The 18,754-nt window shown below is 51.7% G+C and carries 20 protein-coding genes; 1 reads left to right on the plus strand and 19 read right to left on the minus strand.

The features are described from left to right. Window positions 1-15: 15 nt before the first annotated feature. From rsmB to C1A11_RS02630, 17 genes are all read right to left on the minus strand, one after another. Window positions 16-1,350, minus strand: a complete 1,335-nt coding sequence (gene rsmB / locus C1A11_RS02550) for a 16S rRNA (cytosine(967)-C(5))-methyltransferase RsmB (protein WP_102048847.1) — start codon at window positions 1,348-1,350, stop codon at window positions 16-18. Next, a complete protein-coding gene (locus C1A11_RS02555) occupies window positions 1,347-2,039 on the minus strand; it encodes a zinc metallopeptidase (protein WP_102048848.1) in 693 nt (230 codons plus the stop codon). Before C1A11_RS02555 ends, rsmB begins: the two co-directional genes overlap by 4 nt. A 97-nt stretch (window positions 2,040-2,136) precedes the next feature. Next, window positions 2,137-3,051 (minus strand): methionyl-tRNA formyltransferase, encoded by a 915-nt coding sequence (gene fmt / locus C1A11_RS02560; protein WP_102048849.1) that lies wholly within the window; start codon window positions 3,049-3,051, stop codon window positions 2,137-2,139. Window positions 3,052-3,083: 32 nt separating this feature from the next. Beyond that, window positions 3,084-3,611 carry a peptide deformylase gene (gene def, locus C1A11_RS02565; RefSeq protein WP_102048850.1) on the minus strand — a complete coding sequence of 176 codons (528 nt, stop codon included), beginning with the start codon at window positions 3,609-3,611 and terminating at the stop codon, window positions 3,084-3,086. A gap of 81 nt (window positions 3,612-3,692) precedes the next feature. Next, on the minus strand, window positions 3,693-5,951 hold the full coding sequence (gene priA, locus C1A11_RS02570) for a replication restart helicase PriA (RefSeq protein ID WP_102048851.1): 2,259 nt from the start codon (window positions 5,949-5,951) through the stop codon (window positions 3,693-3,695). 19 nt (window positions 5,952-5,970) lie between these two features. Then, window positions 5,971-6,528 (minus strand): guanylate kinase, encoded by a 558-nt coding sequence (gmk, locus tag C1A11_RS02575; protein WP_102048852.1) that lies wholly within the window; start codon window positions 6,526-6,528, stop codon window positions 5,971-5,973. Next, on the minus strand, window positions 6,518-6,787 hold the full coding sequence (gene remA / locus C1A11_RS02580) for an extracellular matrix/biofilm regulator RemA (RefSeq protein WP_102048853.1): 270 nt from the start codon (window positions 6,785-6,787) through the stop codon (window positions 6,518-6,520). The genes gmk and remA overlap by 11 nt, the downstream gene beginning before the upstream one ends. A gap of 66 nt (window positions 6,788-6,853) precedes the next feature. Continuing rightward, window positions 6,854-7,732 (minus strand): YicC/YloC family endoribonuclease, encoded by an 879-nt coding sequence (locus tag C1A11_RS02585; RefSeq protein WP_102048854.1) that lies wholly within the window; start codon window positions 7,730-7,732, stop codon window positions 6,854-6,856. A 402-nt stretch (window positions 7,733-8,134) separates the two neighbouring features. Then, window positions 8,135-9,538 (minus strand): oxaloacetate decarboxylase subunit alpha, encoded by a 1,404-nt coding sequence (locus C1A11_RS02590; protein ID WP_102048855.1) that lies wholly within the window; start codon window positions 9,536-9,538, stop codon window positions 8,135-8,137. A gap of 31 nt (window positions 9,539-9,569) precedes the next feature. Beyond that, window positions 9,570-9,998 (minus strand): biotin/lipoyl-containing protein, encoded by a 429-nt coding sequence (locus C1A11_RS02595; protein ID WP_102048856.1) that lies wholly within the window; start codon window positions 9,996-9,998, stop codon window positions 9,570-9,572. Window positions 9,999-10,046: 48 nt separating this feature from the next. Further along, a complete protein-coding gene (locus tag C1A11_RS02600) occupies window positions 10,047-11,387 on the minus strand; it encodes a carboxyl transferase domain-containing protein (protein ID WP_102048857.1) in 1,341 nt (446 codons plus the stop codon). A gap of 216 nt (window positions 11,388-11,603) precedes the next feature. Further along, entirely contained in the window at window positions 11,604-12,413 is an 810-nt protein-coding gene (locus tag C1A11_RS02605) for a pseudouridine synthase (protein ID WP_102048858.1), read from the minus strand. 225 nt (window positions 12,414-12,638) lie between these two features. Beyond that, a complete protein-coding gene (gene ytfJ, locus C1A11_RS02610) occupies window positions 12,639-13,028 on the minus strand; it encodes a GerW family sporulation protein (RefSeq protein WP_102049224.1) in 390 nt (129 codons plus the stop codon). A 50-nt stretch (window positions 13,029-13,078) separates the two neighbouring features. Continuing rightward, complete coding sequence (locus C1A11_RS02615; RefSeq protein ID WP_102048859.1) at window positions 13,079-13,687, minus strand: DUF2953 domain-containing protein; 609 nt, start codon at window positions 13,685-13,687, stop codon at window positions 13,079-13,081. A 46-nt stretch (window positions 13,688-13,733) separates the two neighbouring features. Beyond that, window positions 13,734-14,273 (minus strand): SMC-Scp complex subunit ScpB, encoded by a 540-nt coding sequence (scpB, locus tag C1A11_RS02620; RefSeq protein ID WP_102048860.1) that lies wholly within the window; start codon window positions 14,271-14,273, stop codon window positions 13,734-13,736. A gap of 22 nt (window positions 14,274-14,295) precedes the next feature. Beyond that, window positions 14,296-15,006: a segregation and condensation protein A gene (locus C1A11_RS02625; RefSeq protein WP_102048861.1), complete on the minus strand. Its 711-nt coding sequence runs from the start codon at window positions 15,004-15,006 to the stop codon at window positions 14,296-14,298. A 24-nt stretch (window positions 15,007-15,030) separates the two neighbouring features. Further along, complete coding sequence (locus tag C1A11_RS02630) at window positions 15,031-15,675, minus strand: site-2 protease family protein (protein WP_102048862.1); 645 nt, start codon at window positions 15,673-15,675, stop codon at window positions 15,031-15,033. Window positions 15,676-15,903: 228 nt separating this feature from the next. Between C1A11_RS02630 and rpmB the strand changes: the two genes are divergently transcribed. Beyond that, window positions 15,904-16,092 carry a 50S ribosomal protein L28 gene (gene rpmB, locus C1A11_RS02635; RefSeq protein ID WP_102048863.1) on the plus strand — a complete coding sequence of 63 codons (189 nt, stop codon included), beginning with the start codon at window positions 15,904-15,906 and terminating at the stop codon, window positions 16,090-16,092. A 177-nt stretch (window positions 16,093-16,269) separates the two neighbouring features. On the opposite strand, the gene C1A11_RS02640 is transcribed toward rpmB, so the two are convergent. Then, the gene (locus C1A11_RS02640; RefSeq protein WP_102048864.1) at window positions 16,270-17,637 is read right to left on the minus strand and encodes an alanine/glycine:cation symporter family protein; all 1,368 of its coding nucleotides are present in this window, start codon (window positions 17,635-17,637) and stop codon (window positions 16,270-16,272) included. Window positions 17,638-18,099: 462 nt separating this feature from the next. Then, entirely contained in the window at window positions 18,100-18,744 is a 645-nt protein-coding gene (gene plsY, locus C1A11_RS02645; RefSeq protein WP_102048865.1) for a glycerol-3-phosphate 1-O-acyltransferase PlsY, read from the minus strand. Window positions 18,745-18,754 lie beyond the last annotated feature (10 nt).

The following is an 18,754-nucleotide window of genomic DNA, read 5'->3' on the forward strand; positions in this document are numbered from 1 at the left end:
TTCCAAACTTGCTACCTATTTAAACGAGGCTGGAGCGCTCTTTTCTGCACGGGTAAGCCTCGCGATAAAAAATCCGTCCTGTCCCCCCTGGGGGAAGAAAAGGCAAAACGCACCAAGCTTTTGCTCTCCAAATCCGGCAATGCCGGTATCTATCGCGGTAAATTCCGGATGCGTGCGCAAGAATTCCTGCACAACCAGTTCATTTTCCTTCGGGTTAATGGTGCAGGTAGAATAAACGAGGCTGCCACCCGGCACCAGGTACTGTGCCGCCGTGTCAAGGATTGCTCCCTGAATCTTTATCAGTTTTGGCAAATCCTGCAAGTCTTTATACCGAATATCAGGTTTTTTTGCAAGTGTTCCAAGCCCGGAGCACGGCACGTCGCAAAGAACCTTGTCCATTTCGCCGATAGCAGGATCAAAAACAGCAGCATCTTGTGCCCGGGCAGTCACATTTTGTGCTCCGATGCGCGCAATCAGCGTTTCAATCAACTTTACACGCGCCGGGTGCAGCTCGCAGGCGGTCAGGCTTCCCTGCCCACACAGTGTTTGAGCTATCGTCGCGGTTTTGCCGCCGGGTGCCGCGCAGGCATCCAATACCCGGTCGCCCAGTTTTACGCCGAGCGCTGCAACACAAAGCTGCGATGCAAGCCCCTGCACATGAAAAAGCCCTTGCGTAAACTGTGGCAGACGGGTTATATCCCCCGCATCTTCTAAAACAAGAGCATTGAGCAGACCAGTTTCACTCACTTTAACGCCGTCTGCGGAAAGCGACACCGCAAGTTCTTTTGCTGTCGTTTTCAGTGTATTGACGCGAATTGTCAGTTTAGGCTGGGTAAAGCTTTCTTGCAAAAGAGCTTCAATTTTATCCGGATAAGCCGCTTTCAGCAGTTTCACCACCGGCAAGCCGACCGAATAAAGCTGTGAAAGTCGCTCTTCCTCTGTTTTGGCTTCGGGCTGCCATTGTGCTTGGCTCGCCTTGCGCAAAACCGCGTTGACAAAACCGGACGCAGACCCTTTGCTGAGTGCACGGGTCAGCTGAACCGCTTCGTTCACCGCTGCAGAGGTGGGGACGGAATCCATATATAAAATCTGGTATAAACCACTGCGCAGCACAGCGCGCAGCTCGGGCATCATGGTGTTCAGTGGCTGTTTTAAAAAGGGGGCCAACTGGGCGTCCAGCGTCAGCTGGCGCTCTACCGTACCGTAAACAATACGGGAGGCAAAAGCCCTATCCCGCGCCGAAAGGCCACTTTTTTGCAGCATCGAAGCAAGCACCAGGTTAGAATAGCCGCTTTTTTCGCAGCGCATCAGCGCTTTTGCGGCCAGCAAACGTGCGGAGTCCTGCTTCATCGATCGTTCCTTCTGCCTGCAATCAGCACAAGGCGCAGCAGCTGCATTGCCGAAACAAGCAGAGCTGCCACATAGGTCAGCGCCGCTGCGGAGAGTACCTTTTTCACGCCGCGCTCTTCTTCTGCATTTACCATGCCGTGGCCGGAAAGCGTTGCAACTGCGCGCGCACTTGCGTTAAACTCAACCGGCAGTGTAACCAGCTGAAACACCGTCATCAGGCTAAACAGCAAAATGCCGATGTTCACCAGCGGGTCGCTGGACATCAGAATGCCAAGAAAAATCATCGGCACAGCCAGGGTGGAACCAATTTGGGTGGCGGGAATAATGGCGGTGCGCAGCTTAAGCGGCGCGTACCCGGTTGCGTGCTGCACGGCGTGGCCACATTCGTGCGCAGCAACGCCAACAGCGGCAATCGTCGCGCTGCCATAAACAGAATCCGAAAGCCGCACAACACGGTCGGTCGGATTGTAGTTATCCGTCAGTTTACCGGCAATGCGCTCTACACGCACATTCGTCAGTCCGTTCATATCAAGAATAAAACGCGCTGCGTCTGCACCGGTCATGCGGTTGCCTACCGGCATGCGGGAGTACGTGCTGAAGGTGGTGGAAACTTTCATCTGTGCCCAGCCTGCGATAATCAGTGCGGGCACGACCAATATAAAATAGTAACGATCAAAACCGTAGAACATAACATTCTCCTTTACTGGGGACGCTGCCCCGCAGATGCCGATTGCCGCCCGGCATCTTTCTGCAACTTGGCTGGGAAACTCCTCTTCTCACACGCAGTTACAGCAGGTCGCCTTTTTTCAGGCGGCGACCTGCTGCCCATTCAAAGCCCTGCATGGGGCGTTTGCCCTCTGGCACAACCTCCAGCAGCTCCAGCGCACCTTCGCCGCAAGCAACGGTGAGCGGCTTTGTTGCGAGCACTTCTCCCGGCTTACCGGTAAGCTCGCTTTTATGCGAGCGCGTTACCTTTACCTTTTTGCCATCCTGCATAAAATAAGCAATCGGCCACGGTGAAAGGCCGCGGATTAGATTGTGCAGCGCGGGGGCTTTGCCGGTAAATTCAAATAGGCCCATGGCTTTATCCAGCGGCGGTGCAAAGGTTGCTTTCTCGTGGCATTGCGAGGTACGGCTTGCTTTGCCTTCGCCGATGAGTACAATCGTGTCAACAAGCGTTTTTGCGCCCAGCGCCGAAACTTTGTCAAACACTTCGCCCGCTGTTTCGTCTTCCCCAATAGCGACCGGAGCCACCGTAATGATGTCACCGGTGTCCAGCCCCTCGTCCATGTACATAATGGTTACACCGGTTTCGGGGTCTCCATTAAGGACAGCGTGCTGGATGGGTGCAGCGCCGCGGTATTGCGGCAGCAGCGAAACGTGCAGGTTAATGCAGCCAAACTTGGGCAGCGCAAGCACCTCTGCGGGCAAAATGCGCCCGTACGCCACAACGACGATGAGATCCGGCGCAAGAGTGCGAATTGTTTCTTCGGCTTTGCCGTCGCGCAGTGTTTTAGGCTGATAAACTTCGAGCCCATGCTCCAGCGCAAGCTGTTTTACCGGCGGCGGGGTAAGCACCTGTTTTCTGCCGACCGGTTTATCTTCACGGGTGAACACCCCGCAGACGGTATGCCCTGCTGCCAGAATAGCCGCAAGGGATTCCGCTGCAATGTCCGGGGTACCCATAAAAAGAATTCTCATATAAGCGTGGTTCCTTTCGGTAAAACGGAGATTTATTCTTCCTCCATGCCCTCTTCGGTATCTTCATAGAAATGGTCCGCAAGGTCAAGGATAGTGATGCCGTCGAGGTGGTTGCACTCGTGGCAGATAGCACGTGCTACAATGCCGCGGCGGGTAGCGGTAAACTCTTTGCCGTTGCGGTCCAGTGCTTTTACCGTCACCTGCTCGGGGCGCTCAATGGCACCATTGCGGCCGGGGAAGGAAAGGCAGCCTTCATAGATGGTAACTGCGCCCTGGCGGTCGATAATCTCCGGGTTAATCAGCTCGATGAACGGATACTCCGGCACTTCTTCGCCCTCTTCGGGAGCGCAGCCATCATGCTCTTCACCAACGTCCAGCACAATGCAGATGCGGCGCATTACGCCAACCTGCGGGCCTGCAAGGCCAAGGCCGTTTGCATCGAGAAGGGTTTCTTCCATATCCTCGAGCAGCTGTGCGGTTTTCTCGCTGAAATCCGTAACAGGGCGGCAGACTTTTTTCAAGATCGGGTCGCCATCTAAAACAATTTTTCTAAGTGCCATAGGTAAGAATCTCCTTTGTAATAAGGTTGAGCTCTCTGCGTAGCGCAGAGTTCGTGTATAAAATAATGCAACAAGCGCAGCTTAAGCTTCGTTGTCGTTGTTGAAATCCACCGCAAGGCTGACCTTGCCACCAAACGGGCCTTTATGATACTCTGCCAGCACCTCGGACAAAAGCCGCCGAAAGCTGACATCGTTGCGGCATTTGACGGTAAGCTTATACCGGTACCGCCCGCCCAGCATGGCAAGTGCCGCCGGCGCGGGGCCAAGCACCCGCAAGGGGATGGTTTTATGCGCTGCCGCGCAGCTGCGCAGGCTGTTTGCAAATGCCTGGGCTGCCTGGGCGGTTTCTTTTTCGCTTTCCGCTGAAAAAGTTGCCACACAGATGGCGCAAAACGGCGGGTAAAGATGCAGTTTGCGGGCCGCAATTTCTTCAATATAAAACTCTGTATAATTCTGCCCCGCTGCAAGCTGTAAAATGCGGTTTTGCGGGTCCACCGTTTGAATCAGTGCGCGGCCTTCGGCATCGGCTCTGCCGCTGCGCCCCACCACCTGTGTCACCAGTGAAAATACCCGCTCAAACGCTCGGTAGCTTTGCGCAAACAGCATCTGGTCGATGCCCAGCACCCCTACCAGTGAAACGTTCGGAAAATCGAGCCCTTTCGCTACCATCTGAGTGCCTATCATAATATCATACCGCCCTGCCGCAAAATCTGCAAGCATGCGCTCGTGGCTGTTTTTGGTCTGGGTCGTGTCGGTATCCAGTCGCAGCACCCGCGCTGTGGGGAAGATATTCGCCAGCTCTTCTTCTACCCGCTGCGTACCAAACCCGGTATAGCGCAGTTTCCCACTGCAATCGGGGCATTGCTCCGGCTTTGGGGCAATGGTACTGCCGCAATAGTGACAGAGCAGTTTGTTTTCTTTTTTGTGGTAAACCAACGGCACGCTGCACAGCTTGCATTTTACCACTTCGCCACAGCTTTCGCACATGGCTACCGTCTGGTAACCGCGGCGGTTCAGCAACAGAATCGTCTGTTTATCTTCGCGCAGGTTGCGTGCAATCTCCTGTGCCAGTCTTCCGCTGATGCTACCGGTATTGCCGTGCGCGAGCTCTTGCCGCAAATCAACCAACTCCACTGAGGGCAGTGGTTGCTGATTATAACGTGCAGAAAGCGTAGAAAGCGTATAACGCCCCTGCTCGGCGGCGTAGTAGTCGTCACAAAGCGGGGTGGCAGATGCAAGCAAAAGCAAGCCTTTATGGTAGGCTGCGCGGTATTTTGCAACCTCGATAGCAGAATATCGCGGGCTTGTTTCGGACGCGTAGGTATGCTCCTGCTCTTCGTCGATGATGATAAGCCCCAGCCGCTCGAGGGGGGCAAACACGGCACTTCGGGTACCAACCACAATGTCGGCTTTCTCCTGCTGAATCTGCTGCCACTGGTCGAGCCGCTCGCTGTTGGAAAGTGCCGAATGCTGCACCGCTACCCGCTCGCCAAAAGCAGATTTAAGCCTGTACACCATCTGTGGCGTCAGTCCAATTTCCGGCACCAGCACAAGGCATTGTTTGCCATCCTCTACCGCTTTGCGAATCAGCTCTACAAAAATCAGCGTTTTGCCGCTGCCGGTAACGCCGTGCAGCAGTGCCGTTTGGGCCTGCGGGGCATCCAACTTTTCTGCAAGCTGGGTGTAGCTGCGCCACTGGTCGGCAGAAAGCTGCACTTTTTCGGCTATGGGGCGATAATTCTCATATACGGGTACGTCGCGCTCCCGCACTTCCGCCTCCAGCACGCCATTGCGCACCATCGTTTCCACCACGCCGCGGGTCACCCCCGCAAGCTCGCAAAGCTCGGCTGCGGTGCGCATTTCTCCGCTTTGCAGCAGGTCAGCCACCTTTTGCTGCTTTGCCGTCAGTTTTGCAGCACTGCAGATCAGCCGATACCAGCTTACCGTTTGGCGGTTCAGTCGCTTCGATAAAATCGGCCCTGCCGGGCTCATTTCGGCGCGGTACTGTGCGCCATAAGGAATAATGGCGCGCACTGCCTCGTAATAGGTGCAAAACGTGTGCTCTTTCAGCCAGCCCACAAGCCCCAGCAGTTCCGGCGTCAGGGTCGCTTCTTCCGGCACTGCATCGTAAAGGTTTTTCAGGCCCTTGCTCAGGTATTCCGGCTCGCCTACATCGAGCACAACGCCCATGCGAGGTTTCGCCTTGCCCATGCCAAACGGCACTAGTACCATGCTTCCGGGTTTTACCCGTTCAGCAAGATGCGGCGGAATCCCATAGTCGTAGCATCTATCGAAAGAATAGGCAGCAGCTTCGACCGCCACTTTTGCTGTCACAGCCATGGTGCTGCCTCCTCTTATCTTATTCTGTAATGATCTGATACAATTCCTCGACACACTCATCAAGCGAATCATTTACCAGTCGGTAGTTATAATCTTTTGCAAAGCTCAGCTCTTCGCGGGCGCGTGCCATACGTTTTTGAATTGCCTCTTCAGACTCGGTGCCGCGGCAGCGCAGTCGATGCTCCAGCTCATCAAAAGAAGGCGGCTGCACGAAAATCAGCTTTGCCTCGGGGTAAAGGCGGCGGATATTGGTTGCGCCCTCCACCTCGATAACCAGCACTACATTGATGCCAGCCATAATGCGGGCATCCACCTCAGATTTCGGGGTACCGTAATAATTGCCGCAGTAGCAGGTGTGCTCCAGAATCTCACCGTCTGCCAGCTTTTGTTCAAATTCCGGCACGGTCATGTAATAGTAATTTACGCCCTCTTTTTCGCCCGGGCGAATAGCGCGTGTGGTTGCAGAAATCGAAACCTTGATTTCCGGGTGTCGTTCGATCAAATGTTGTACCAGAGTATCCTTACCGCTGCCGGAAGGGCCGGAAAGTACGATAAGGTGTTTGCCGCTATTCGTCATCAAGTTCAGTCTCCTCAATCTCGTCGGTATCGTTCAGTCGGTTTGCCACAGTCTCCGGCTGTACCGCGGAGAGGATTACATGGTCAGAATCCGTAATAATGACCGCGCGGGTGCGCCGTCCATAGGTTGCATCAATCAGGGTTCCACGGTCGCGTGCCTCTTGGATGATTCGTTTAATCGGCGCGGACTCCGGGCTGACAATTGCAATCAGCCGACTGGCGGAAACCATATTGCCAAACCCGATATTGATCAGTTTCATACGTTTCACTTTTCCTTTCTTGCAAATGCGGCATTGCCGCAAGAGGAAGTGCCGTTCTCAAACGGGCTACTCCAGGTTCTGAATCTGTTCTCTGATTTTTTCGATTTCGGCTTTCATGTCCACCACCATGCGGGTAATGGTCAGCTCCTGGCATTTGCTGCCAATGGTATTGGTTTCTCGGTTCAGCTCCTGCGTCAAAAAGTCGAGCTTGCGCCCTACTGGGCCGCCTGCGGCAAGAATTTCGCGGTATTGCTGAATGTGGCTGCGCAGACGCACCGTTTCTTCGTCCACCGCAGTTTTGTCTGCAAAAATAGCAGCTTCTGTTAAAATGCGGCTCTCGTCTACGGCGCGGTCTTCCAGCAGAGTTTTAAGTTTTTCATACAGGCGGTCGGTGTATTTCTGCACGCGCTCACCGGAGGTTGCTTCAATTTTCCCAACCGATTCTTCCAAAAAGCTAAGGCGGCTGGTAATATCTGCGGTCATACGCTCGCCTTCGCCGGCACGCATGGCAATAAAGCGGTCGGTTGCTTCGGCAAGCACCGAAAGCACAGAATTCCACAATGCATCCTCGTCCTCTTCCGCCTTGGCAAGGGTAAGCACGTCCGGAAATTTAGCGATAGAAACCGCGGATACATCTTCGCGTACGCCCAGCTTTTCGGCAATGCTGTGCAGCGCAGTAAGGTAGCTTTCTGCCAGTGCTTCATTCACGGTGACAACGCTATCCGCCACGCCGGTGTTTATCACCGAAAGCGCAACTTCAACCTTGCCGCGGGCCAAGCGGCCCGCAAGGTACTGCTTCATCTTGTCGTCTAAAAATGCGTAAGCGCGCGGCATTCTCGAAGAATACTCAAAATAGCGCGAATTGACGCTTTTGATCTCTACCGTGATCTCACGCCCATCGGCTGCGCTGCGGGCACGCCCGTAGCCTGTCATGCTGGTAATCATCGTTCGACACATCCTTTATTTTCATACAGAAATCTGCATTTTTGATATAACTATACATTGTATTATTGTACACGCTGCAGCGTTAGCTGTCAAATGAAAAGACGAGAAAATGCCACGAAAACAGAAGAGAATGAAAGAAAAACAAAGTTGATGCAAAACTGCTGTTTTTCTTTTGCCGGTACAGCGTTTGTTTTGCAAGAAATGCTTTGGTTAAAAAAGCTCTCTTTGCAATGAGTGTAGCCAGCCTGAGCACTGGTTAAGCTGTATTCCCTTTTGTGCTGCTTTTCAGCAAACCATCCCTCTGTGCGGGTGGTAATGAGATATAGAAAACCCCGCCGCAGACTTTTGATCTGCAGCGGGGTTTTTAGAAACTTAAAGCTAGTTTGCGCTTTGCAAACCGGATTAAACGGGGTGAGATTTGTTGGCCATATCTACATGGTCGCCATCTACACCGGCAAGCTTCTGTGCGCGTTTTTCAAAGAATTTCGGAGCAACCTGCGGGAACATTGCATAGGTCAGTGCGTCTTCTTCCTGAATCGCGTACTTTTCAGCTTCTTTTTTCAGCTTATCCATCTCAGGCTCCAGCAGGTCTGCCGGACGGCAGGTAATGCGCTCTTCGCCTTTGAGGATTTTCTCTGCAAACTCATCGCTGATGGGTGCAGGAGTTTTGCCATAATCGCCGCGTACCAGGCCCTTAAACTCTTTCGAGACCATCTTGTAGGGGCTGTTCATCAGCACGTTAAGTACTGCCTGAGTGCCAACAATCTGGCTGGTCGGGGTAACAAGCGGCGGGTAGCCACTGTCTTTGCGGACATTGGGAATCTCTTTGAGAACGTCTTCCAGCTTATCCTCTTTGCCAGCTTCTTTCAGCTGACCAAGCAGGTTAGAAAGCATGCCGCCGGGTACCTGATACAGCAGGGTATTGGCGTCAACGCCCAGCATTTTGGGCGAAATCTGGCCGCTGGCGAGATATTTCTCACGCAGGCCATTGAAGTATTCGCGCACAACGTTCAGCTTCTTCAGGTCAAGGCCGGTGTCGTAATCGGTACCCTGAAGTGCCGCTACGAGACTTTCGGTTGCCATGTGAGAAGTGCCAAGCGCAAGCGGAGAAATTGCAGTATCCACAATATCTGCGCCAGCTTCGATGCCTTTGAGGATGGACATGGAAGCAAGGCCGGAAGTATAGTGGCTGTGAATATCAATGGGGATAGAAACGGTTTCTTTCAGGCTGTGTACCAGCTCTTCGGTGCTGTACGGGGTGAGCAGACCAGCCATATCCTTAATGCAGATGCTGTTTGCGCCCATTTCTTCGAGGGTTTTTGCATAGTTTGCAAAGTACTCGTTGTTATGGACGGGGCTCAGCGTATAGCTGATGCAGCCCTGCACATGTGCGCCCTCTTTGATAGATGCCTTGATGGCGGTTTCGAGGTTGCGCGGATCATTCAGCGCATCGAAAATGCGCAGGATGTCGATGCCGTTTGCAACGGATTTCTGAACGAAATACTCAACAGCATCATCTGCATAGTGACGGTAGCCCAGCATATTCTGGCCACGGAACAGCATCTGCAGCTTGGTGTTGGGCATCTCTTTGCGCAGAATACGCAGGCGCTCCCACGGGTCTTCATCAAGGAAACGGATGCAGGCGTCAAAAGTTGCGCCGCCCCAGCACTCAGCAGAATAGTAGCCGACTTCATCGATAGCGGGCAGGATGGGACGCATTTCGTCCATCGTCATACGGGTTGCCAGCAGCGACTGATGTGCGTCGCGCAGCACGACCTCAGTAATCTTAATCGGTTTTTTAGCCAAAGGGTTCACCTCTCCTTAATCAGTTGGTAAGTTAGCCCAGGGTAACGAGAACGTCACCTGCGTTTACGACATCGCCTTTTGCAACAGCAATAGAAAGCACGGTGCCATCGTTGGGTGCAACAATGTCATTTTCCATCTTCATTGCTTCGAGAACCAGCAGAACTTCGCCTGCTTTGACTGCTTTGCCCACAGTGGCTTTTACATCAAGGATGTTGCCGGGCATCGGGGATTCAACGGGCTTGCCGCCTGCAACGGGAGCTGCTGCTTTTGCAGGGGCTGCGGGAGCCGGAGCTGCTGCCGGAGCGGGTGCTGCGACAGGTGCCGGAGCTGCGACGGGAGCCGGGGCTGCAACAGGTGCCGGAGCCGGGGCTGCTGCATAAACGGGAGCAGGAGCTGCGCCTGCTTCTTCTACAGTGACGTTATAGGCGATGCCATTGACAGTAATTGTATAGTTTTTCATCGTTATTTCCTCCGTGTTCTTTATGCGTTATGAATCAAGTAATATCGGTTACAGGCTCATGTTGCCGTGTTTTTTCGGCAGGCGCTGTACGCGCTTGGTTGCCAGAATATCCACAGCCCCTACAACTGCACTGCGCACTGCGTCAGCGGTTGCGGTCATATCGGCAGCGCCGCAGCTTACTGCTGCGTCTGCACAGGCAAATTCTTTTTCATATTTTGCGGCGAGTGCTGCAGTCTCAGCAGGAATGCTGGCTGCTGCGGCAATCTCGCTCTGCCACAGGATGGTCGCTGCCGCGGTCGGCTCTACCGGTGCAATCACAGCGGTGTCGAGCGCGATAGTGAGGTCTGCATTGCAAAGGGCGGTGTAGGCTGCGCCCACAGCTCTGCCGGTAACAACGCAGATTTTAGCAGTGGTGGCATCTGCATAGGTGGCCGCCAGGCGTGCAGCAGCGCGGATGCCACCTGCAATATCGTCTGCGGTGCTCTTTACAAAGCCATCGGTGTTTACTACCGTAATAACCGGAACGCTGAATGCATCACACAGACGCACAAAGCGTGCTGCTTTACCAGCGCAAACACTGCAAATGGATGTTTTTTCGCCTTCGGTAGCTACTACGCCAACAACGCTGCCTGCCACGGTGGCAAACAGGGTGCGGATGTTTTTGCCGAACTCTGCATACAGCTCAACTGCGCTGCCTGCATCGACAATTGCTTCCACTGCGGCCAAGGCATTATATTTTGCCATAGAAAGGGCAGCACCGGGTTCTGCAAAGCTAAACACTGCAGGGCCAGCAAGGTTGTTGCCCGGCAGCAACCCAACCAGCTGCTTTGCTTTTGCAACAGCTTCTGCACCGTCTTTTGCAACCAGGGCAACAACACCGTCTTTTGCAGCAAGCTCCGCAGAGCCAGCTTTTTCAGTTTTGTCGCCTGCTGCCGCTGCGGTGAACGGAGCTGTCAAGAACAGTTCAGCGTCGGCTGCCATTACGGCAAGGTCTGCGCCTGCTGCGGCGAGTGCCTGCGTTGCCCCGCAGGTGCCCAAAACGACAGCAATCTGGGGTACCACGCCCGAGATCTTAGCGCCTGCTTCCACCAGGCGTGCCGCATCCGTCAGCGCGGTCAGTTCTTCCGTAAGTACTGAACCGGTCGCATCATAAAAGGTAACAACAGGGTTACCGGTTTTTGCAGCAAGTTCCATAACGCGAATCATCTTCGCGATATCGCCGCTTTTCAGTGCCTCACCTTTTTGTGCCAGCGCATAAACAGGGTTGCCCTCCGCGCTGCCAAAGCCCGCGGTTACGTTGCCCGATTTGTCCGCATACAGCTCGCAGAATGTGCCTTCGTCGAAAAAGGCTTTAAGTGCATCTAGCTTTACATTTTTTTTAGAAGCCATGTACAGTCCTCCTGAGCTTTCTATCAATCAAATTTAACGGTTGGTCAAACCTGAAAAAACCAACAAATTCAGGATAGACCAGCACAACGGCCTGTACATTGATTACAGGCCGCTTGAAGCTATTATACTATTCCACAATTTGGAACACAACGGTATTTTAAACAAATTTCCATATAATTTATGTGTTTTTGAAAGCCAACATGTTCAGTCGTATTTCTAACGAGAACGGATGGGTCCTTTTCGCTTATATTTTTCGGCACGCTCCTGCGCTGCTTCGGTGTTTTCTTTGCGTACTGCTTTAGATGCCGAAGCCTTAAGACCGGCGATTTCAGCCTTGGTCAGCGGGCGGTGTTTGCCCGGCTGCAGCATACCCAGTTTCACCGGGCCTTCTGCGTTGCGTTTTAGGCGGATAACTTTAAGGTCAACCGCTTCGCACATGCGGCGAATCTCTCGGTTTTTGCCTTCTTTAATAGTCATTTCGAGCACAGTGCGCTCGGGGGAATCGGCAGCGACACGTACAATTGCCGGCAGCGTGGTAGTGCCATCGTCCAGCGTAACGCCCTCAGAAAGCTGGATGATCTGCTCTTCGGTAGCATGCGGGCGCACCGTGACGCGGTACAGCTTGCTGATGCCGTTAGAGGGATGCATCAGCAGGTTGGCGAACTCACCGTCATTCGTAAACAGCAGCAGTCCCTCCGAGTCTTTGTCTAGTCGCCCAATCGGGAATACGCGGGCCGGAATATCCGAAACCAGCTCCATTACCGTTTTGCGGCCACGCTCGTCAGACATGGTAGTAATGTAGCCACGCGGCTTATAGACCATCTCATAGTACAGTTCGGGGGTTTTGGGAATCCGGATATTCTTGCCATCGACCGACAGCAAATCTTTACGGGTATCCATTTTATCGCCTACTTTTACCGGGCGACCGTTAATTTTAACACGTCCGTCGGCAATCATCTGCTCTGCCGCGCGGCGCGAGCAGACGCCCAGCTCAGAGAGCACTTTTTGTATTCTGGTATCTTTCATTTCTTTTTCCTTTCCAAAAGGCGCGCCGCCTTGGTTTTGCCAACGCTGCGCTGCCGGTATCCCCGTTTGATATATGTGTCAAACGTTATTTTTTCCGAATCCACCCCAAATACCCATGAAGGGACGTTTGCCCTTTGCCGGGTTGGTGAGGCACTGGATATTTTGCCCATAGGTACAAGCCGCCGCCTGTCTTAGCGGCAGGCGGCGAGCGGCTGGGCTGCGGCCTTATTCTGCCGAAGCACCTTTTTCTTCTTTTTTGCTAAACATCGACTGCAGCTTGTCCAGCACCTCAGGCATGGCATTAATGATGCGGTCTGCCGGGTTTGCAGGGTCCGCCAATTGCAGCAGTTTTACGTCGCCATTTTTGACAACGAGAAAAGCCTGCGGTGTGATAGATACACCTGCACCGCTGCCGCCGCCAAAGAGTTCTTTCGGAGTTTTGGACGGGAAATCAGACCCGCCCGAAGCAAACCCAAAGCTGACTTTGGAAACCGGGAGAATCAATGTGCCATCCCCCATTGTAATCGGCTCGCCAATGATGGTATTGCTGTCCACCATATCCTTAATTCTTGCAAGGGCGGTATCCATAAGTCCTTGAATGGGATGTTCGCTCATAAACATAACCTCCGGTTTCTCTGCCTGTCCTTTTTGGGGCTGCGGCAGTATCATAAAATCCGCTCTTCTTTGAGCTGTTTGAACGCATAGAGTGCTACACCTAACATTATAAACGGCGTAGCCTCTATTTTACAATAGAAACTTCTGCGATATTTGTTGTCTCCGCCAAAATCCGGGATAATATTGATGTCTTCTGCCTGAATATCGATGATATTTTGCAGTGTTGCCAACCCGCCGTAAAAAAACGCACAAAAGCGTCCATAAAATAACGCGGTGGAAGCAGCATCACCAGACGACACCGGCAGTACCAGCTTTACCCCGCGGATATGCAGCGCAGCAAGAAAGCGTCGCATAATACGTCCCGCCATGCTTGCAATGCTGACCACTTTAGAAAAGGTAAGCTCAAACTTTTTAGACGGAGTTTGCTTTTCTTTTTTCGGTTTTGGCTCCGGTTTTTCTTTGGGTTCTTTTTTCTCTTTTTGGGGCTTCTTTTCTTTTTGCGGCCAAACTGTAAACGGAATACCCAAAATCCTCGCACGTACCGTCAGCTTATCGTAGTTCAGCCGAACCTCGGCCACTGCGGGGCAAAAAAGCAAAAGCAGCAACAGCGCAAGCAGAATGCCGAGTACCCAAAGCAGTATGGTCAAAAACATCTGCATCGCCACAGCCTTCTTTCGATTTGTAATAAAACTTTTTAAAGTGCACTTATTCTGCCGCTTCTGCCATCTCTTCCGGCTCGTCGTGCAGCGGTGGCAGTTCTTCCAGAGAAGACAGCCCGAAGCTGCGCAAAAACACGTCAGTGGTGCGGAAAGCAATCGGTCGGCCGGGCAGTTCCAAACGCCCGGCTTCTTCAATGAGCCCTTTCTGGGTAAGCGACTGCACTACGCCGGAAGAATCGACGCCACGAACCTGCTCGACAAAGCTGCGGGTAACCGGTTGGTTGTACGCAATGACAGCCAGAACTTCGAGTGCAGCGGGCGACAAGGGCACATTGCGGCGGTTATCCAGCGCTGTTTTTACATAGCTGCCCAGTGCGGGCTTTGTGGAAAACTGCCACCGCCCCTCTAGGCAAAGCAGACCGATACCATGCTCTTCTTTATCATATTCATCTTTCAGCGCGCAGCAAAGGCGCTCGACCGTTTGGGGTTCCAACTCCAAAGCCGTCGCCAGCTTTTCTACGCTGATGGGCTCTGCCACCGCAAACAGAATCGCCTCCAGCGCAGCGCGGTAGATTTTCAGCTCCATGTAAATTCCTCACTTTTCGCAATCAAGCTCGCTTCGTATTGCTTTTACGCAGCGTGATTTTTTCATTCTCGTCCAACGTAATGCGGCCAGATTTCAGCAGCTCAAGCACTGCCAAAAAGGTTGCAACGTTTTCGCTGCGCCCACGTTTTTTATCAAAAAAGCCGCAAAGCTGATGAATCTTGCCTGTCACAAGACCGCGCAGTACATGCACAACGCGGCTTGCCACCGATACAAACGGTGCGGTGACAATCGGGTCAAATTCCTGCCGGGTGGGGGGCGCCTTGCGCACTTGTTTGCCCTGTATCGCTTTGCAGGCTCGCCGCAGCTCCTCTGGGCTATGCTGTAAGCGATAGGTCATATCCTGCTCCAGATCCAGCGGTTGGCGTACTGCAATAAAAATACCGTCTGCCAGCGTGCCAAGGCGTACCGCAACCTCTTTGCAGGCAGAATACTCTACCAGCATACCGGTCAGCTCTTCCCGCAGCTCGTCCTGCTCATCATTCCGCGGCAACAGAAAGACTGATTTCATGTAAATCAGCCGCGCGGCCATCTCGATGAACTCGCTCGCTTCGTCCATGCCGGCATCCGGCGCATGGTTTACCAGCTGCAAGTATTGGTCAATCAAGCCGACGATTTCAATGTCTGCAATTTTCATTTTATTTTTGCCGATAAGGTAGAGCAGCAAATCCAGCGGCCCTTCAAAATCTGCAAGGGTAAAAGTCAAATTTTCCATACGTCCTCGCTTTGGTTAGGTTAGTCAAAAAACCAGCCGCGCAATCACGTCCACCCACCGGGTCATCAAATCCAGAAAAGTGAACAGCAGATTGTTCAAATAGTGCAGCGGTGTTTGCAGGGCGCCTGCCCAAAGCAGCGCCAGCACAACCACCAGAATATATTTTTCGTACCGCATGATTTGAAAGTAGAATCGCTGCGGCAAAAACGCGCTGAAAATGCGCCCGCCATCAAACGGCGGAAACGGCATCAAATTAAAAATACCCAGGGAAATATTTAAAAGACAGATATTGATAAAAATTATGTATAGTGTTTCAGAAACCGTGGAGTATGGGGCATAATAACAAAGCTTTGCAGGAATGAGTGCAAGCCATGCCATTGCAAGGTTGGAAAGCGGACCGGCCGCCGCAGAAAGTGCCATGCCCCGCTTAGGGTTTTTGAAACGTGACGGATTAATCGGCACTGGTTTTGCCCAGCCAATACCGAGAAATAATAAGGAAAAAGTACCCAGCAAATCAAAATGTGCCAGCGGGTTGAGGGTTAAGCGCCCGGCGCGGCGCGGGGTATCGTCGCCCATTTTTTCAGCCGCCAGTGCATGGGCAGCCTCGTGGACTGGGATTGTTGTCAGCAGTACAATCGCTCGCACTACAATGTCAAACAGACTGCTCATAAAAATCCCTACTCTCTTTTAGCACTGCTTTTGCCGTGCGAAATAATTTTAATTATACAATTGTTTATTATATCGGTTTATGGTAAACTGTGCAAGTAACATTGGTAGTTTGTCGTCGTTGCAGAGGAGTTTTTTCGGTTGTTGGCGTATTTTTTTCAAAAAACTATTGCTTTTCAGCCTGTCCTTTGCTATTATATTATAGCGACTTGAAATGAGGAGGTGCAGTAAATGGCAAAGTGTGATTGTTGTGGTAAGGGCGTTACCTTCGGTATCCAGGTTTCTCACTCCCACAGACGTTCTAACCGTACTTGGAAACCGAACGTCAAAAGAGTTAAGGCAATCGTGGATGGTTCCCCGAAATATATCCACGCCTGCACCCGTTGCCTGCGCTCGGGCAAAGTTACCCGCGCAGTCTAATTTTTAAAATTCACAACATCCGTAAAGGCCGCCTGTAAAGGCGGCTTTTATATTTTTGTGCAATTTGAGTTTAAAGCATCTTGGGGTAAGTACGGCACCGCCCACCTTTACCCTTTTACTTTATCCTTTTAAAACAATAAAAGCTCCGAAGAATTTTCTTCGGAGCTTTTTCTTTGTTTATTTTTTGCTGTTATGAACCGGCAGCTTGCCGTATTCCTTATAAGTTTCTGCAACAACGCCGGAAAGTGCCAGCATGGCAATCAGGTTTGGAATAACCATTAAAGCGTTGAACATGTCAGACATATCCCACACCAGGGTTACTTTCATCAGACTGCCCAGCATAACACAGAGCACTACCAGTACCGAATATACTTTTACTGCTTTTTTACCAAACAGGTATCTCACGTTCGTCTCACCAAAGAAGTACCAGCCAATGATGGTGGAAAACGCAAAGAACAGCATGCACACTGCAATAAATACTTTACCTGCATTACCAAAAACAGAGGTAAACGCTGTTTGTGCGAGCACTGCGCCAGTAGTGCCGGTAGAAAGCGCGCCGGTCGTCAGAATAACAAGTGCAGTCATGGTCAGCACAACAAAAGTGTCGATGAATACACCAATCATTGCCACGATGCCCTGATCGCAAGGATGCGCCACTTTTGCCAGCGCGTGTGCGTGGGGTGTAGAGCCCATGCCTGCCTCATTGGAGAAAAGACCACGCGCAACGCCATAACGCACTGCCTGACGTACTGTAACGCCTGCCACGCCGCCTGCTACTGCTTGCGGATTAAACGCGCCTACAAATATAGAAGCCAGTGCCGCGGGGACAGCTTTGAAATTGATTAAAACCACAACTAATCCGCCAAGCACATATAATGCAGCCATAATCGGTACGATTTTTTCAGTGAAAGAAGCAATTCTTCCTTTGCCACCCATAAAGATAAATGCGGCAATGGCTGCTACACAAACGCCTGTAACCAGCGGAGGAAGTCCAAATGCAGCGCGAAACGCATCGCTGATGGAGTTTGCCTGCACCATGTTGCCCATAAAGCCAAGGGCAAGGATAATGGCTACCGAGAAAAAGCCAGCCAAAAACTTACCGAACTTGCCCCGGAACACAGCTTTTATGTAGTAAACCGGGCCGCCTGTAACCTCACCGTCAATTGTTGTACGGTATTTCTGAGCCATTGTCGCCTCAGAGAAGATAGTGGCCATACCGAAAAATGCAGAAACCCACATCCAAAAAATAGCGCCCGGACCGCCAGATGCCAATGCGGTTGCTGCGCCCGCAATATTGCCTGTGCCTACCTGTGCCGCAATTGCCGTCGCCAGCGATTGAAAACTGCTCATGCCATCTGCGCCTGCTTTATCGCCATGCAGCTTGATGTTGCCGAAAACCGCTTTCATACCGGCTTTAAACTTTGTTACCTGCACAAAACGCAGCCGCAGCGTAAAATAAACGCCGGTACCGCATAGCAAAAACAAAAGCGCAAAGTTCCAAAAAAAGTCGTTGACCGCACCAACGATATTGCTTATCATCTCCACCAATTAACACCTCATCTAAATCTTATCTTTTGCAGTTTGCCTAATAGAACAACTGCCTCTTTGTATTATTATACGAGTCTTTCTCCAATATAGCAACACTTGTCTTTTTCTGGAATACATTTTTGCAAAATTTCAGAGGGTTAGATAAAGTTTTCCTGCTTTTGGTATTTTCTCTGCACAGTTCTACTAAATAAAACCGAGGAATAACGCACTTTTGTTTTCTTTGTGCCGCAAGTGCAGGAAGAAAATTAACAACCAAAAAAAGAAAACGCCTTTCTATTACAAAAGAAAAGCATTTTACAAAAACAATATTACAATGATTTAAGTGTAATTGGGGCTTTTAAAAGCCAATTTCATTTTACAAAAAAACTCTCTGCCAATTCATATCAGAATTAGCAGAGAGTTTCACAGCACCTCGCAACTGCTTACAAGTGCAGCATTGAATTGTGCATTTATATAAATTTAAGCCTTTTTCTCGCCAAAGCGATATTCTGTACCGGCACGCAGACGCGCAATATTGCTGCGGTGCATCCAAATAACAAGGCCACCCATAAAAGCAGCGAATAGCGTATTCACGAGGGGATTGCTTGCGCCATCGCCCCAAACAGTATAATAAATCAGGGTAACAACCGGGTAGAGCGCCGCTACAATAATCGAAGAAAGAGAAACAATGCGGGTGAAAAAGACCACAGCGAGAAAGACAAGAATCAGCGGCAGCACCAGCAGCGGCTGAATGCCAATGATAGTGCCAGCCGCAACGGAAACGCCTTTGCCGCCTTTGAAGCCAAAGTAAAGCGGAAACAGATGCCCCAGCAACGCGCCGATGGCCGCAACATATGCGCAATACATCGGGCTAACGCCGGAAAGGCCACTGAACAGGTATTTTGCCAGCAGTACAGCGCCTACACCTTTCAGCATGTCGCCCGCCAGCGTAACCGCTGCCGCACCTTTGCCGAAAGTGCGCAGAATATTGGTCATACCGGCATTGCCGGAACCAACTGTGCGGATATCTTTACGGTAAAACACGGTCGATACAATGATGCCAAAATCGAGCGAACCCAGCAGATATGCTGCGACTGCGGAACAAAGAATCGAGACGACACTCATGTTTCTGCCT

The organism is Pygmaiobacter massiliensis (assembly GCF_900199435.1).
GTDB classification, from domain to species: Bacteria; Bacillota; Clostridia; order Oscillospirales; family Ruminococcaceae; genus Pygmaiobacter; species Pygmaiobacter massiliensis.